Annotated in this window: 12 protein-coding genes; 9 read left to right on the forward strand and 3 right to left on the reverse strand. The window is 41.3% G+C overall.

All coding sequences use genetic code 11. The annotated features are described in order from the left end of the window. From LHW48_02955 to LHW48_02995, 9 genes are all read left to right on the forward strand, one after another. On the forward strand, window positions 1-918 hold a 918-nt coding region (locus tag LHW48_02955), incomplete at its 5' end, for a nucleoside 2-deoxyribosyltransferase (protein ID MCB5259419.1). Between the two features lie 420 nt (window positions 919-1338). Further along, window positions 1339-2565, forward strand: coding sequence for an asparagine synthetase B (locus tag LHW48_02960; GenBank protein MCB5259420.1), 1227 nt, complete (start codon window positions 1339-1341; stop codon window positions 2563-2565). Between the two features lie 11 nt (window positions 2566-2576). After that, a complete protein-coding gene (locus LHW48_02965; protein ID MCB5259421.1) occupies window positions 2577-3476 on the forward strand; it encodes an MlaD family protein in 900 nt (299 codons plus the stop codon). Between the two features lie 6 nt (window positions 3477-3482). Beyond that, on the forward strand, window positions 3483-6503 hold the full coding sequence (locus LHW48_02970) for a BamA/TamA family outer membrane protein (protein MCB5259422.1): 3021 nt from the start codon (window positions 3483-3485) through the stop codon (window positions 6501-6503). A 26-nt stretch (window positions 6504-6529) separates the two neighbouring features. Then, window positions 6530-8008: a leucyl aminopeptidase gene (locus LHW48_02975; GenBank protein MCB5259423.1), complete on the forward strand. Its 1479-nt coding sequence runs from the start codon at window positions 6530-6532 to the stop codon at window positions 8006-8008. A 57-nt stretch (window positions 8009-8065) separates the two neighbouring features. Further along, entirely contained in the window at window positions 8066-8998 is a 933-nt protein-coding gene (locus LHW48_02980; GenBank protein MCB5259424.1) for a metal ABC transporter substrate-binding protein, read from the forward strand. Between the two features lie 25 nt (window positions 8999-9023). Continuing rightward, window positions 9024-9752: an ABC transporter ATP-binding protein gene (locus tag LHW48_02985; protein MCB5259425.1), complete on the forward strand. Its 729-nt coding sequence runs from the start codon at window positions 9024-9026 to the stop codon at window positions 9750-9752. Further along, entirely contained in the window at window positions 9752-10540 is a 789-nt protein-coding gene (locus LHW48_02990) for a metal ABC transporter permease (protein ID MCB5259426.1), read from the forward strand. Before LHW48_02985 ends, LHW48_02990 begins: the two co-directional genes overlap by 1 nt. 4 nt (window positions 10541-10544) lie before the next feature. Next, entirely contained in the window at window positions 10545-11552 is a 1008-nt protein-coding gene (locus tag LHW48_02995; protein ID MCB5259427.1) for a D-glucuronyl C5-epimerase family protein, read from the forward strand. On the opposite strand, the gene LHW48_03000 is transcribed toward LHW48_02995, so the two are convergent. The 3 genes from LHW48_03000 to LHW48_03010 form a co-directional block, all read right to left on the reverse strand. Then, window positions 11461-12390 carry a phosphatidylglycerol lysyltransferase domain-containing protein gene (locus tag LHW48_03000; GenBank protein MCB5259428.1) on the reverse strand — a complete coding sequence of 310 codons (930 nt, stop codon included), beginning with the start codon at window positions 12388-12390 and terminating at the stop codon, window positions 11461-11463. The two genes, LHW48_02995 and LHW48_03000, sit on opposite strands and share 92 nt — an antisense overlap. Window positions 12391-12392: 2 nt before the next feature. Further along, window positions 12393-12812 carry a GNAT family N-acetyltransferase gene (locus LHW48_03005; GenBank protein ID MCB5259429.1) on the reverse strand — a complete coding sequence of 140 codons (420 nt, stop codon included), beginning with the start codon at window positions 12810-12812 and terminating at the stop codon, window positions 12393-12395. A 226-nt stretch (window positions 12813-13038) separates the two neighbouring features. Then, window positions 13039-14087: DUF1998 domain-containing protein (locus LHW48_03010; GenBank protein ID MCB5259430.1), on the reverse strand; the 1049-nt coding region annotated here is incomplete at its 5' end.

Genomic DNA, 14087 nt, shown 5'->3' on the forward strand with positions numbered 1-14087 from the left:
GGAGAGTTCTCAGTGCTAAATATCAAGAAACTGGAAAACGATATGTGGAAAGCGGCAGAAGACAAAAATTCAGTAGGAAACCGTACAGTAACAAGTGTAAGCTGTCAGTATTGTGGTAGTTATGAGATTTCAGATGAATTAGATAACAATCAAGGCCTTCTAGATGAGACTCAAAGGTGGAAACTCTGTTGCGCTACAAGAATAATAAGTAATAAAGGTAAATCTGTCCATCTTAATTCCGGTAATTACCTGGAGTACATTAACAACACGAATTTTCCCAATAACCCGATAGAATTAGTTGACGAGTTGCTGAAAGAGATAAGTAAGAGGAATCCCGATATTGGTGGAATAGTTGAATTTAACGATACAGACTACCCGTCTATCCCAGTAAAAAGTGCAGAGCAGTTTAAAAAAATAATACAATACGCTGTGGAATTAGGCTATATCAAGCGCTTTGACAATCAAAAGATGGAGATTACTCTGGATGGTTGGAGAAGGTTAGATAAAATTAAACGAACAGGAATAGATTCAAACAAAGCGTTTGTTGCGATGTGGTTTGATAACAGCATGGCAGATGCATGGGAAAACGGTTTTGAGAAATGTATTAAAGAGTGTGGCTATGAGCCTATACGAATAGATCAAACAAACTACAATGAAGGTGTCTGTGATGAGATTATAGCACAAATCAGAAATGCGAGATTCATCATTGCAGATCTTACGGGTAATAACCTAGGGGTATACTATGAATCTGGTTTTGCACATGGCCTTGGTAAACAAGTGATATTTACATGTAAGAAGAGCTATTTTGATGCACCTCAAGTACATTTTGATGTTCGCCATTACAATTTTATCCTGTGGGAGAACATTGATGATTTGAAAACTAGGTTACAGAATCGGATACATGCAACCATTGAATAGATCTCTTATTCACTTAGGGAGCTAACGATTGAATTGTTGAATTTGATATCAATTTGGGTAGGCACGATGCTAAGATAAATCCGCCTGCAGAAACCCTGTCAGAATTTGAAGTTTTCGGTGATCCTATTTGCAGAAAGGCTGTCAGAAACTACCTAAAGGGGTCTTAGAAAGGATGAGCAACGATGCGACAGTTTGCAGATTTCGCTGCACAATTTGCAGATTTCGTTGTCACTTTGCAGTAGATTATCACCTCAAACGTAGATTCTATGTAGCCTAAACAGATTTTACTTGACATCATACGAGCTTTTGCAGGAATCTGCCAAGAAATTCGTATATATGGTATGTCAAAAATATTAAAGGAGTAGAGTTTAAGATATGCAAATTTCCCCTCAAGTAATTAAATCTGCCGCTCTGCTTCTAATGAGCCTATTAATAATTAGCAGTGTATCTGCCGAGCTTCTGATTCCTATGGATCGCACACAAACTAATCATCTCAAAGCTTATGGAGTAGCCTTTGATGCGCTTAAAGAGCAGATAACGGTAAAATGGCTATTGAACTATCGTGGGGGCAGTTTTTTGATGCCATCAGCAGCAGAGATAATAGCTATATGCAATATTCGGGGAGTTAGATATGAAAGTATCGGATCGGCAGAAGTAGCAGCAATTTTGCAGGAGATTCAGGAAGCGAATATGGAGGCGGTAACTTTGGAGAAAGAGCCTAAGATTGCCGTTTACATTCCTCCCAATACTCTGCCTTGGGACGATGCGGTCAGTATGGCTTTGGAGTATGCTGAAATAGATTACGATAGGCTTTGGGACGACGAGGTTCTTTCGGGTAAACTGAGTGATTACGATTGGTTGCATTTGCATCATGAGGATTTTACCGGGCAGTATGGCAAGTTTTATGGCTCCTATCGTCACACAGAATGGTATCAAACGGACGTAAGAGTAAATGAGACAATGGCAGCAAAGCATGGATATGCCAAAGTTTGGCAATTGAAGCACGATATAGCATGGAAGATACGTGAATTTGTAGTATCAGGTGGATTCTTATTTGCTATGTGCGGAGCAACCGATACGATAGATATTGCGCTTGCCGCCAGAGGTTTGGATGTAGTAGATGCAGCGATAGATTCGGATGGGATAGATGCTGATTTTCAGAACAAGTTGAACTATGATAATACTTTTGCCTTCGAGAATTTCAAATTGAAAACAAGTCCTTTTGAATATGAATTTTCGGATATTGATGCCAGTGACTACAGCAAAATACGTGGTGCCGAGGGCGATTATTTTCAGCTCTTTGATTTTTCGGCAAAGTACGATCCTGTGCCCACTATGCTAACTCAGTGTCACACTAATATTATAAATGGATTTATGGGTCAAACTACCTCATTTTATAGGGATAAAGTGAAGAAAAGTGTAATAATATTGGCAGAAGTGCCAAAGCAGAGTGATGTAAAATACATTCATGGAAACTTGGGAAAGGGAACTTTCACTTTTTATGGTGGGCATGATCCTGAAGATTATCAGCACATGGTGGGAGATCCGGAAACGGTATTGGATTTGCATAAAAATTCACCCGGATACCGGTTGATATTAAACAACATCTTGTTTCCAGCAGCAGAGAAGAAGAAGCTAAAAACATAAAAGGCGGCTATGTGGCACAGTTTTATCAGCATCTACGCAGTACACGCATAAAAACCGGAATCTGGACAGTGGTTATACTTCTAATTCTATTAATAGGCTATTTGTGGCTTTCAAATAGGCTTACGATGAAGAAACAGCAAGTATTACAAGTAGTTTTTACCGATGTTATGGGCTTGGCAACCGGAGATAAAATTATGTATCGGGGCATGGAAGCCGGGCGTGTGAAGAAAGTGCAACTCCACAAAGACGGCATCTTGGTTGTGGGCAAAATATCCAAGGATATAAAGGTTCCAGCAGGAAGCAGATTCTATATTGAGGATAGTCTAATGGGCAGTAAAAGCCTCAACATATTACCGATTAACGGAAATGAATATCTGGATTTAACGCAAGAACAGCGAGGTGAAAAACCTCTTAGCATGATGGCGATGATAGCGCAGGCAGGGGAGATGTTGAATAAACTGGAAAAGATTTTGCACGATATTGATGCAGAGGGTGGTATGTTGGATGTTGGCGAAAATCTATTACGGCATACAGATAACGTAATAGTAAATGCGGGGAATAGCATTACTGAACTTAAAACCGAAATTATTGGCATAATCAACAAAGTGGATTCACTTACGATGGTGGCAAATTCATTAATAGAGGAGAGTAAGGAGCCTTTGCAAAATGCTTTATCGATGGCGCCGGAAACTTTTACTAAAGTAAATGTTACTTTAGATAGCCTACAAGTTCTTTCAACAAATCTAAACCGACAGGCAAAAAATCTTGCCGAGGGTGGAGGTAGTGCTGGAAAGCTGTTAAATGAAGATGAGTTGTATGAACGTTTGTTAGAATCCATCACAAATTTGGACGAGTTGATTGCCGATATTAAGAAAAATCCTCGCAAATATATTAAGTTCTCTGTATTTTAATATTATATGAAAAAAATACTATTCGTAATCCTGTTAATGGGGATAAGCCTATTGATGGCTCAAAGCTTTGGGCAAAACAAGGTAAATGCCGTTGTGCAAGATTGGTCGGTATTAAAAACCATGCACTTCGATATCTATTTTCTCAAAGGCGAGGATGAATTTGGCAAAACCGCAGCATTGATGGCTGAAGAAATATACTACTATCTGAAAGCAGATCTTAAATATCCGGTATTGAGCAGAATACCGCTGATTTTCTATAGCACAAAAAGCGAATTTCAAGTAACAAATATTATCTATCCGCTCTTATCGGAGGGGGTTGGAGGCTTTACTGAAAGCTTAAGAAATCGAGTGGTGGTACCATTTGATGGCAGCTACAGCAATTTGGAAGAGTTATTGGCACATGAACTTACGCATGCCTATATAAATGCGCTGGATGAAAGAGTAACCAACGCCATCGAGTCTTTGCGTCCCAGTGCTTTCCCTTTCTGGTTTTCGGAGGGATTGCCAGAATTTCTTTCAATAGGTGGGGAAGATGAATATAACAATATGTTCATTTTGGATATGGTGGTAAACGACAACCTGCCCGGATTGGACTATATAGATGGTTATTTAGCATATCGCTTGGGGGAGAGTTTTCTTACGTATATAGCCAATACATACGGCAGAGATAAGGTAAGTGAATACTTTTACTCGTTGCGAACGATGACAAACTTGGAAGAGGCGACAAAACGCGTATTTGGCATCAAATTTAGCGAGTTGGAATCCCGCTGGAAATATCAACTAAAGCGAGATTACTATCCAACTGTTAATAGCCATAAGATACCTCAGGAAGAGTATGAAAGGCGTACCAATAATAAAGAAGATGGCTCGTATTTCAATTTTTCGCCGCGATTCTCTCCCGATGGCAGTCGCTATGCATATTTTTCTGATGCCGGAGCGCGGTATAGCATTTGGTTGGCTGGCACTCATGGTATAGCAAAACCGCGCAAGATCTTAACCGGAGAAACTACTGGAAAATTGGAAGAGTTCTATTTTATGCGGAGCAATCTGAGCTGGTTTCCCGATGGCAAGCGTCTGGCGTTTGCTGCCAAAACCACTGAGGGGGATCGTATCCACATCCTAAACGTGGATAAAGGAAAAATTGAGGATACTATTACTATACCGAATTTGCGTGCCATATTTGAATTGGATGTAGCTTCAGATGGGCAAAGAATTGTAATGAGTGCTCAACAGAACATGCAAACCGATATTTATATCTACAATATCGAAAACCAGGACTTACAACAACTAACCAACGATAGTTTTTACGATGCTCAACCTCGTTTTTCTCCAGATGGTACACGCATTGTATTTAGTTCGGAGCGTAATGAAGATCCTCAGTCTCACCGGTATGGATACTTTGCCAACTATAGCATGGATATCTTTGAGTATCGATTGCCGAGTAGCAGTTTGTGGCAGATTACAAATGAAACGTATAACTGCACTCAACCCATGTATTTAGATAGCGGCAATAAGATAGCTTTTGTATCTGCTCGCAATGAGATTACGAATCTGGAACTAATAGATTCGGAAAGCAATCAGATTGCTACTATTAGCAACGTGCTTGCCGGCATCTATAATGGAGATTTTTCTCAAGACGGCAATTACATGGTGGTTTCGAACTATTTCAACGGAGCTTGGAACATCTATTTTGAAACAAATCCAATTCCCAACCCGCAGTATCAAGAGTTTTATGCCGCAACGCCCTATAACAAAGAATACGATCTTTTAGATAGAATTGACTTTACGGAATTGGATAAATATGGCAAGAGCGATAAATCAAAACCTGTCCGGAGTAGAAATCCTAATGCCAGTAGAGAGAGCAGACGCCCCTTTATAAGCGGGTTTGAACCCGTTGTTCCGGATACAGCTCAGATTGCTGTAAATTTCTCTTGGGATGACCGTCCTCAAGAGGCATCAGATAATCCCCCCGTTATTCAAAAATACCGTCCACGCTTTGCTTTAGATACCCTTTGGGGAGGATTGGCATACAGCTCCAGTTATGGGGCTATCGGCAGTGTGGAAGTGGGACTTAGCGATTTGATGGGGGATCATGGCATAGGCATCAGCGTGGGTATTGCAGATCAGATTAAAAAGAGTAATCTGGTATTTTCATATCTGTATCTTAAGCGCAGGACAGATTTGGGATTTGGGGTCTATAATCTATATAATGAAGCGTATTATCTCTATTATTATCAAGGAGAATCCGATTATTACCGTCTGCGTCAACGACAAAGCGGATTTTACGCATTGGCGAGGTATCCCTTCAACCGTTTTGCCCGGGTGGAAGTTGAGAATATGCTTTTTGATTACGAGATGCATTGGGATTATTTGTTGGATGGCAATATAGAAACAGATAACTGGGATGAGGATATTGATCATGTTAAAACGGTAGCCTACGCCCCACGCATAAATCTGGTGTACGACAATGCGCTTTATGGCTCAACCGGACCGCTTTTGGGCTTTAAGGGGATATTGAGCACAAGTAAGAGTTTTGCCAAGCAAGATTTGGATTATTTTACTAATTATATAGATCTGCGTAGTTACACTTTGTTTAGCAAACGCTATTCGTTGGCGCTAAGGGCAAATGCGGGCATTAGTACGGGATCCGATCCAGATTATTTTTCTTTGGGCGGATATTATGGCGTGCGCGCATTGGATTATAACCTTGCCGGCAAAAAGAAAGTATTGACCACAGTGGAATTGCGCTTTCCTCTTTTGGATTATATTGCTATGGCTTTTCCTCTGCCGCTCAGTTTGGGTAATGTTAGAGGATCGGCTTATGTGGACGCAGGCGCAGTATGGAACGATAATAGCAAGTTTCGCGGCGCAATAGATGGAAAACTGGAAGATATCAAGCTGGGCTACGGATTTGGACCCAGATTGAATATTGGTTATTTTGTTCTCAAGCTCGATGTAGCATGGCTTACAGATTTTTCTAAGATCAGTAAACCGCAAGTCTACCTCAGCTTATCCGAAGATTTTTAATATACCAGATAAATTAAGGAGTAACCATGAAAATCGATGTTAGCCGGAAAATACCGGAGCATATCGAAACCCTTGTGATAATCAATGAAGAAGATGCCAAGATATCGGAAATGGAACTCTTGGACGAAAAGACACGCGAATCTATAGAGTTATTTTCCGAAACAGAAGAGTATAATTATGAATTGGCGAAAGTAAAAAGCTTTAGCCAAATGGTTGGCAAAAAACCGCAAAACATATTACTGGCTGGCGCTGGAGATACAGACAAGCTTGGGCTGGACGGATTACGTAAGGTCTTTGCTGCATCCTGGCGAGAAGCCATGCGTTTGAAGGCCAAACATGTACACGTAATATTCGGTTTCGAATTAAAAGTTTCGGAAGTGAATTTGGGGCATATTCTTGCTGAAACAGCCATCTTAACTTCATATAAATTTAATAAATATATAAGCTTGGATAAAAACCACGATATTGAGAGCATCCATCTTATCTATTTTACCAAAACAAATCGCCACATAAACCGGGGCATCCTTGAAGGCAGAATATACGCCGAAGCCACGAATATGGCGCGGGATTTGGTTAATGAACCACCAAACGTGATGAATCCTGAAAACCTTGCCGATCATGCCAAAAAAGCTGCCCTACAATACGGTTTCTCGATAGACATATACTCTGTGGATAAGCTCAGACGCCTCAAGATGGAAGCTCTGCTGAGTGTGGGTAAGGGATCTAAAAGCGAGCCCAAACTCATTTTAATGCGCTATAATGGCAATCCGGATAAGAAACATCAACTCTGTGCATTAGTAGGTAAGGGACTTACCTTCGATTCCGGCGGATACAGCCTAAAACCAGGTCCAAGCATGGTAAACATGAAAAGTGATATGGGTGGCGCAGCGGCTGTTATTGGGGCTATGGCAGCTATCTCGACTTTGAAGCTGAAAGTTAACGTATTAGGCGTAATCGCTGCTGCCGAAAACATGATCGGATCTAATGCCTATCGTCCGGGCGATATTATCACTGCGATGTCTGGCAAAACCATTGAAGTTTTAAATACCGATGCCGAAGGCAGATTGACTCTTGTAGACGCCATTCACTACGCCATAGAAAAAGAAAAAGCAGATAGAGTGTTAGATATCGCAACGCTTACCGGAGCGGCTGTAGCTGCGCTTGGAAAAGATTTTTCGGCAGTATTAAGTAACGATGATGGATGGTATAACAAACTCGCTACTGCATCCGAAACAAGCGGTGAAAGAATATGGCGTATGCCCTTGCATCAAGACTATAAAGAACTAATCAAATCTGAAATTGCAGATCTGAAGAATGTAGGCGGACCCTTAGCGGGTTGCATTACGGCTGCGCTATTTATTGAAGAATTTGTCCAAAACAAAGCTTGGATACATATTGATATTGCTGGCACAGCTATGAACGATAAAGCACATGGGACCGATAATTATGGCGCAACCGGTGTGGGAGTGCGCTTGCTAACCAACCTTATTCGCAATATGGAATAAGGCTTATTGCTTCTGTTGGGATTATTTTCTATCCTACAAGCAAGCTTGGGAGTAGTAATGAAAACCCTTGGTAGCATCATTTTGATAATGCTTATTGCCCTATCCGGTTGCAAGGCTCCGGCAGAAAAGAAAAATGAGGAAAAAGTACTTATCCTTGCTTCAATATATCCGTATGAATTGCTCTTAAAACAAATGGTGGGCGATGCCATCGAAGTGCGGAGTATTATTCCGCCAAATGCTTCGGTGCACTCTTTCAGCCCCCAACCATCTGATCTGAAGAATCTGCATAAAGCAGAATTGATACTGATAAATGGAATGGGTCTGGAAGATGTGTTTATGCAACACCTCAGCACTATGAAAGAAAAGCTAATGATTAGTGCCGATCTACTAAACGATTTGATTGCACTGGATTCACTTAATCAAATACGCCACATGCAGATGCATCAGCTCGAAAAAGAACATGAAGAGCATAATCATCAGCATGCGGGCGGGGATCCGCATCTTTGGACATCTCCCAAGATGATGCTGAAATTGGCAACCAAGCTCAAAACTGAGCTGGTATCCCGCTTTCCCAGCTTTGCTCCGCTTATTACCCACAACTATGAAAACATCATTGCCGAGCTGAATGATGCGCATGAAAAAATAGAACAGGAACGAACGGCATTTCGTGAGCCGGCTTTGGTAACTTATCACAATAGCTTCCATTACTTTGCTGCGGAATACGATATAAACTATCTGGGCTGGGTTCAAAGCTCTCCTGGGCGCGAACCTTCTCCGCGTGAACTTGCTCGCCTGGGTGCTAAGATTAGAGATCATGGTGTGCGCCGGATCTTTATTGAGCCGCAGCAAAACCCTAAATCTGCCGAAGTACTTGCACGAGAATACAAATTGGATTTGGGTACTTTAGATCCCATTGGAAGCACTTTAGAAGCGAAGACAATTGCGCAATTGATCCTGCTTAACTGGGAATCTATGAAGCAGGCTTTTTGAAACAAGTATTCTATAAGAGGCAGAAATGATCCAGATTAAGGATCTGCAATATCGAGTTGCAGGGAAAAGCATTCTTGAGGATATCAATCTGGAAATTCCCGATAATGTTTTTGCTGCGATAATTGGACCCAATGGTGCCGGAAAATCTACCCTCATTAAGCTATTGATGGGCATTATCGAACTGCAGGAAGGAAGCATCTTGATTGATGGTATACCACAAGAGAAATGGTTGAAATCCGATGGGTTTGGTTATCTTCCGCAACGGGAGGAATTTGACCGTGGATTTCCTGCTACTGCTTTGGATATCGTTCTGATGGGCATTGCCGGAAGAATTGGCTGGGGTAAAAGATGTACAAGCGAACATCGCCAAAAAGCATTGATGGCAATGCATGAATGTGGCATTGCAGAAAAAGCTGGCGAACAAATCGGAAATCTATCCGGTGGGGAGCTTCAGCGAGTGATGCTGGCAAGGGCAATCCTGTTCGAAAGTCGTTACCTTATCTTAGATGAACCAGAAGCTGGGATAGATCGCTTGGGTGTAAGCAGCTTCTTTAAATTACTTAAAAAGCTAAATGATGCCGGAAAAACTATAATCACCATTTCTCATGATTTACACACACTTAGCGAGTATTGTAACTTCCTTATCTGCTTAAATCGTCGCTTGCATTGCCATAACCATTCCGAACTAGTTAATGCAGATGTTATTCACAAAACATTTGGTGAAACCTTCCGCCTGATAGAAAAGGATTACTAATGCCGGGATTTCTAGTTAGTGCTTTGATGGGAGCTGTATTAAGCGGCATATCTTTGGCGATCTTTGCGCCGTATGTAACCCTGCGCCGCATAAGTTATATGGGTGAAGCGCTTTCCCATATTGCCTTTGCTGGAATAGCCATAGCCATTATCACCAAAACCAATCTTACCTTGGGAGCTTTGATATTTGTAAGTGCGGTAGCATTGGGCATTTCCTGGCTGGCAAAACGCCATAAAATTCAGGAAGCCAATACTATCACCATATTTCTTTCGCTCTCTATGGCTTTGGGAATAATCCTTATTTCGCTTTCCCGAAACTATACTTTCGATCTTTCCAGCTATCTTTTTGGTAATGTTCTTCTTGTCTCCAATGCCGAGCTTGTGGCATTAGGAGTATTGAATGTATTGAACATAGTCTTTGTGTTATTTTTCTATAAGGAGCTATTTTATCTAAGCTACAATGCGGAAACCGCCAAGGTCTTTAAAATCCGTATAAGTGGAGTAGATAAGATCTTCTATCTGCTTATGGCAGCGAACATTGTCTTTAATCTCAAAAGTGCGGGAATCATTCTGGTGACGGCTCAGTTAATCCTTCCAGCGGTTATTGCCTTCAATATGGTGCAAAAATTGCACATTGCGATAATACTGGCAGTTTTGCTTGCCATCATCTCGGCTCTGGTTGGGTTTGCTGTATCTTTTGCTCTCAATCTGCCCACAGGCGCTACCATTGTGATGTGCCAAGCAATTCTATATGCCATAAGTTTTATTTTTAAAAGGAGCAATCAATAATCGGATGCCCAAAAAGCACTTAATAATTGTTTCCCTAATAGTCTCTCTTCTATTTATCAGTCTGTTGTGGCAGGTAGCTGAGCCGCAAGTATATGCAGTAGCCGAAGTTGTACGTGCAAAAGTGTTCGGAAAACCCTTCAATCAGATTTATATTCAAGATAAAAATGGTATTCCCATGCAATGGTACAGCAACGGAGATAAGGAATATAACCCTTTGTTCATTGCAAGTGAAGCCCAAGAACTAAATATTGAACGCAAGCTTGGGGGCAACCCCCAAAGATTTATCCAGCTTACCGATTGGCTCATCAAAAACACGGTTGTGAACGATTCTGTAGCTTATATGTATTATCATTTTTCCTATCCTAAATACAAGCAGGAAGCCCCATGGATTTCAGCGCTTACACAGTCTGTGGGAATGAATGCATTTGCAGATCGAGCTGCAATGGATCGCAATATAGAGACTCTATCTATTGCCGAAAAGTTACTTTACAGCCTAAAACCCAACGTAACTGGTGTTTCTGTAGCTCTTTCGGACAGCAGTATATGGTTTATGGAATACCCCCATGAAAAGCCATATTTTGCCTTGAGCGGCATGATGAGTACTCTTTTAGAGCTCAATAAATACTATCATTCTACCGGCAATCCATTTGCAAAAGAACTTTTTGATAAGGGATATAGGGCATTGATTGAAAAGCTTCCCGAATACGATTATCATGGTTATTCATATTATGATCTCGCCGGAACTAAAGCAGGAAGAGGCTATCATCAGCGGCACATCAAAAAGTTGAGCAATCTTTTGGAGATAAAACCTCATAATACGCTGTTATACTATCGCAATCGCTGGCAACGTTCCGATAGTTATCCGGTGCTGTGGCAGATGCTATTCAACCCACGCCCCTTACGGATTACCGCTTTTTTCCTTAGTTTTCTGGCATTAGCGGTCTTTGTGTATCTGCTTTTAGCTTGGACGCAAAGAAAAGGGAAAAACGATCTGGAACATAACTCATTTTAGCTTGTTTTAAGCCGTCCAAACCTACGTCTTGTTCGCGGTTGATCCATTTATAGCGACCTTCCAGGTATCTAGCAGTTTCCCATGTTATAACCTGTGCCGAGCCCTTTTTATCGGGATCAAACTTCTCAAAATGCACCGTTACCATATCCGGCGTTTGTTGGCTAAAGATGCTATACGCCACAATCTTTTGTCTTAGGCAAATGATCAAGCCTTCTACGGGAAGTTTATCCCAGTTATCAATAGTGTTTTCTATGGCCTTGAATTCGGACATCAGATATATTCCTTCAGCACTTCGTTCACGACGCCATTTATGAGTGAATTTCATGATGTAAGGCAAGCGGTCATTACTAATCTTCATCACTTTATATTCCGGATAAGCACGCATGAACTGAGAGATCAGGTTTTTCTTTTTTGCCAGTTTCTTGCCTCTTAATTGCACCATACTTTCGGTACTATAGATGTAATCTGCCCAATCTCGATCCTCATAAACGTCAAAATAATCGTATATATTGGGCTTCAACTCCGCATAATCGTGTGGATAGAGGATAAGATTCGATTCGGGATAGTATTTGCGAAACAGAGCAACCAGTTCGGCGAGTTCTTTAGGCTCCAGATATTCACCAATTGGAAAGAGGATATATTGATACTTGGGGTTAAAGATTACCAGCCGTTCCTTGTAGATGAGGTATTTATTGCTATAGATTTTGCCCCAGGCTATCAGATTTGTAATGGTATAATCGCAGTGTTCACGCGGCCAGCGGCTGAGATATTCTCTCAGCATCAGCGTATCAGTCACTTCCAGGTCTTTCAAGCCTGACATTTTTATTGAATCGGACATATTTACTCTTTTTTATAAAGGAATGGAGTGTAGGATTTCATCTGCCCAAAGCCCAGTTTACTATAAAAATCCTCATATCCTGGTTCGCTAATAAGACCTATCCATTGAATTTCATGAGCCTCAAGAAAGCGGATCAGTTCTTTGATGATGCCTTTGCCAATGCCTTTGCCTCGTTCATTTTCCCAAACCGTAACATCCTGAATATAGGCATCGCTAAACCCGTCGGATATGGCTCTGCCCATTCCGATTATTTCTTCTTTCCGCTTGGCTATTACAAAGCAGAAACTATTGGATACTATGCCTTTTACTGTTTCAATATATTGGGGATTTTCATCAGTTTGCCACCATCCGGCAGCTCTATACAGCTCCAAGATTCGCTTATTATCTGTATCTTTCACCACGTGATAAACAATTTCTTCCATTTCCTTTACCTATGTGTTTTAATTGATATAATAAACCTTAGCAAGGCTTTTGCAAGGTTTAAAGATAATAAAAGATCGTTGAATAATCGGGATACGGGGTAAAGCTCCAAACTACAAGTGTGGGTGGGGTAGGCATAGCTACGATCAGAAAAAGCCCACCATACCGATATTTAGCAAGATAAATCTGCTATATATGGATGTGCAACGGGTCTCATAACAGCTATGTTTATCTGCAGAGCAATTCGTCTAAGATGGCTTTTGCTTGTTCCTTGGCACCCTCACCCATTTCCGCTACTGGTCCCACACATGCAGGGCAACCATTTTCACACTCACATTCAGAAACCAGCTCGAAGGCTGCGGTCAGTACTTTTTCTTGAATATCATACAGCTTTTTACACAAGCCAATACCCTTGGGTACCATATCGTACAAGGCAATAACCGGATTTCCATCTGCCAAAGAAGATTCTATCTCAAAGTATAAACCCAAATCTTTAGGATCGCACATCACAAATAATGGTGCCAGATTGTGAATAAGATATGCCAATCCAGCTATCCCGCTTTGAATTCGCACCCGTTGTTCTGCCAGATGATGACATCGCGGACAAAGGGTAATAAGGTTTTGTGCTTTATTAGCTTCTTCGGTACTTGCGAATTTTTTGAACGGGACTATATGATGAACGTCCCATGCTTTGCCGTCTTCTTTGGCTTTGCAGTTTACACAGCGATATTTATCTCGCTCGCGAATTTGTATACAAATCTTTTTCCATTCTTTCCCGTAGTTATTGGGGTCGCTATTCCACAAACCTTTACTGCGGATGTTCTCTACAGTCGGTTCTGCCAGAGAGATCCACCATGCCACTGTATCCAGTTCTTGCATAGGCAATTGCAGCTCTTCTACACCCAAATTCTCCATATTGCCCAAACGGATTTTTTTAAATCCGGTTACTCTGGATTGTACGATAATTCTACCAAAATGCTTGTTTCCCCACTTGTATTGATGAATTCGCATCAGTTTTTCAAGCAGCAATTCCGTTTCTCTAATCGCTTGAGTATAATAATCTGCCATAAAAGGTTGAATGCGGACTACCTGTTTTTCCAAATCCAATTCTTCCACAATCCAAGTCTCTCCGGCATGAAGATAGATGGCTTTGGGATGCGTCATCCACATTGCACTATCCGAATCCACATAGCCCACACACTCAGCATCTGCTAAAATGGGCAAGCTATTACCTGCATTGCGCAGAGATACATCACCGGCTGGATAACGCTCGGTAA

The sequence above is a fragment of the Candidatus Cloacimonadota bacterium genome (assembly GCA_020532355.1).
GTDB lineage: Bacteria > Cloacimonadota > Cloacimonadia > Cloacimonadales > Cloacimonadaceae > UBA5456.

Bases quoted from the DNA above. Each gene is read 5' to 3' on its own strand.
- LHW48_02960 (MCB5259420.1), top strand. From the start codon at position 1,339: ATGAGCCTATTAATAATTAGCAGTGTATCTGCCGAGCTTCTGATTCCT.
- LHW48_02970 (MCB5259422.1), top strand. From the start codon at position 3,483: ATGAAAAAAATACTATTCGTAATCCTGTTAATGGGGATAAGCCTATTG.
- LHW48_02975 (MCB5259423.1), top strand. From the start codon at position 6,530: ATGAAAATCGATGTTAGCCGGAAAATACCGGAGCATATCGAAACCCTT.
- LHW48_02980 (MCB5259424.1), top strand. From the start codon at position 8,066: ATGAAAACCCTTGGTAGCATCATTTTGATAATGCTTATTGCCCTATCC.
- LHW48_02985 (MCB5259425.1), top strand. From the start codon at position 9,024: ATGATCCAGATTAAGGATCTGCAATATCGAGTTGCAGGGAAAAGCATT.
- LHW48_02990 (MCB5259426.1), top strand. From the start codon at position 9,752: ATGCCGGGATTTCTAGTTAGTGCTTTGATGGGAGCTGTATTAAGCGGC.
- LHW48_02995 (MCB5259427.1), top strand. From the start codon at position 10,545: ATGCCCAAAAAGCACTTAATAATTGTTTCCCTAATAGTCTCTCTTCTA.
- LHW48_03000 (MCB5259428.1), bottom strand. From the start codon at position 12,390: ATGTCCGATTCAATAAAAATGTCAGGCTTGAAAGACCTGGAAGTGACT.
- LHW48_03005 (MCB5259429.1), bottom strand. From the start codon at position 12,812: ATGGAAGAAATTGTTTATCACGTGGTGAAAGATACAGATAATAAGCGA.